General features: G+C 68.6%; 1 protein-coding gene. It reads left to right on the top strand.

Features of this window, described 5'->3' with window-relative positions:
* Nucleotides 1–75 precede the first annotated feature (75 nt).
* The gene (locus tag ACZ5OX_RS38995) at nt 76–1,272 is read left to right on the top strand and encodes an IS110 family RNA-guided transposase (protein ID WP_465636943.1); all 1,197 of its coding nucleotides are present in this window, start codon (nt 76–78) and stop codon (nt 1,270–1,272) included.
* Nucleotides 1,273–1,291 lie beyond the last annotated feature (19 nt).

Below are 1,291 nucleotides of genomic sequence, written 5' to 3'. Positions count from 1 at the left end.
GAAGTCGCTGAGTAGAGCAATGCCGGCGAGGTCGTCCGTGGTACGAACAGCACGAACACGCACGTCAGGAGCACGATGAGCCGAATATGGGCGGGGATCGACAGTGGGAAGGGCCACCACCACGGCCTGGCCCTCGACACCGAGGGCAAGACCCTGCTGTCGCGGCGGGTGGCCAACGACGAGCCCGAACTGCTGCGGCTGATCGGCGACGTCCTGGCCTTGGCGGACGGCGACCGGGTGACCTGGGCGATCGACATGACCGGCGGTGAGCCGGCCCTGCTGCTGAGCCTGCTGGTGGCCCACGGCCAGGAGGTCCTGTACATCCCCGGCCGCCTGGTGAACCGGGCCTCGGACGGTTACCGCGGCGAGGGCAAGACCGATGCCCGCGACGCCTACGTGATCGCCGACCAGGCCCGGATGCGCCGCGACCTTCAGCCGATCAGCCCCGGCGACGAGGCCGCGATCGAACTCAGGCTGCTGACCGGTCGACGCTCGGACCTGGTCGAAGACCGCACCCGATCGGTCAACCGCCTGCGCGGCACCCTGCTGAGCATGTTCCCGGCCCTGGAACGGGCCCTGGACGTGACCAACACCGGCCCGCTCAGGCTCCTGACCGGATACCAGACGCCTGCGGCGATCCGCCGCGCCGGCACCGCGAGGCTGGCCAAATGGCTGGCCAACCGCAAGGTCCGCAACGCAAGATCCCTCGCCGAGACGGCAGTTGAGGCGGCCGAGCGGCAGTACACCTCCGTTCCCGGGGAGAAGACCATCGCCAAACTGGTCCACACCCTGGCCGAGGAGGTGATGACCCTCAACGAGCAGATCGCCGAGATTGACAAGCTCATCGAGGGCCGGTTTCGCGAGCACGAACTCGCCGAGATAGTCGAGAGCGTCCCCGGCATCGGCACCGTCCTCGGCGCCGAGTTCCTCGCCGGCGTCGGCGGCAGTCTGGACCGCTTCGCCTCCCCGGACGCCCTGGCGGCCTTCGCCGGCGTCGCCCCCGCGCCCCGCGACTCCGGCAAGGTCAGCGGCAACCTCCACCGGCCGGCCGTCTATCACCGCAGACTCCAACGCGTCTTCTACACTTCCGCGCTGGTCAGCATCCGGTGCGACCCGAACTCGCGAAAGTTCTACGACCGCAAACGCGCGGAGGGGAAGCGGCACGTCCAGGCCGTGATGGCCCTGGCCCGCAGACGCGTCAACGTTCTCTGGGCCCTGATTCGTGACAGACGGTGCTACCACATCACACCCCCAGCGACCGAGACGGCTTGACAACGACATTAGGAAGCGA

It is taken from the genome of Kitasatospora sp. NPDC032121, assembly GCF_055580145.1.
Note: the sequence above shows the minus strand (reverse complement) of the source record. Positions and strands in the feature narration are given on the sequence as shown.